The following is a 435-nucleotide window of genomic DNA, read 5'->3' as shown; positions in this document are numbered from 1 at the left end:
GCTTTCTATGTAATCCAAAAACAAAGAAGAATGCGAAGGAAGACAACGCAAATAATCTCTATAACTTTTCACATCCTTCACAGGAAAAGAATGGTCAATATAATGGTCATGCAAACAAGTCATGATATCGTAAGGCTTTTCCCAACCGCAATAAACCTCGACCCCATTCCCAAACATATAACGAATAGCCTTGGTCTCATAACGTGCCTTCAATCGCACAGCCTTTATATTGAACAGATTTTCAAGCCTCTGTACTTCTCTCTCTATTTCTCTATATTTTTCCTTCTTTACCATATCCATAACAATCTCCGACCCTCAGTTTGTGGGGTACTGGAAACTTATTGTAGCAGATAGAAATCAATATTTGACTTGTCATAGTGTCCGACTATGACAATTACATTGTCGTCGGTCCTGCGGAGCTTCAAAGATACCAGT

At 38.9% G+C, this 435-nt stretch carries 1 protein-coding gene; it reads right to left on the bottom strand.

Going from position 1 to position 435, the window contains the following annotated elements; translation table 11 throughout:
- Positions 1-300: hypothetical protein (locus KP705_RS17895; protein WP_215765264.1), on the bottom strand; the 300-nt coding region annotated here is incomplete at its 3' end.
- Positions 301-435 lie beyond the last annotated feature (135 nt).

Source organism: Gluconobacter sp. P1D12_c, from assembly GCF_018812105.1.
Classification (GTDB): domain Bacteria; phylum Pseudomonadota; class Alphaproteobacteria; order Acetobacterales; family Acetobacteraceae; genus Gluconobacter; species Gluconobacter oxydans_A.
This window is presented reverse-complemented; position numbering and strand designations above follow the sequence as displayed.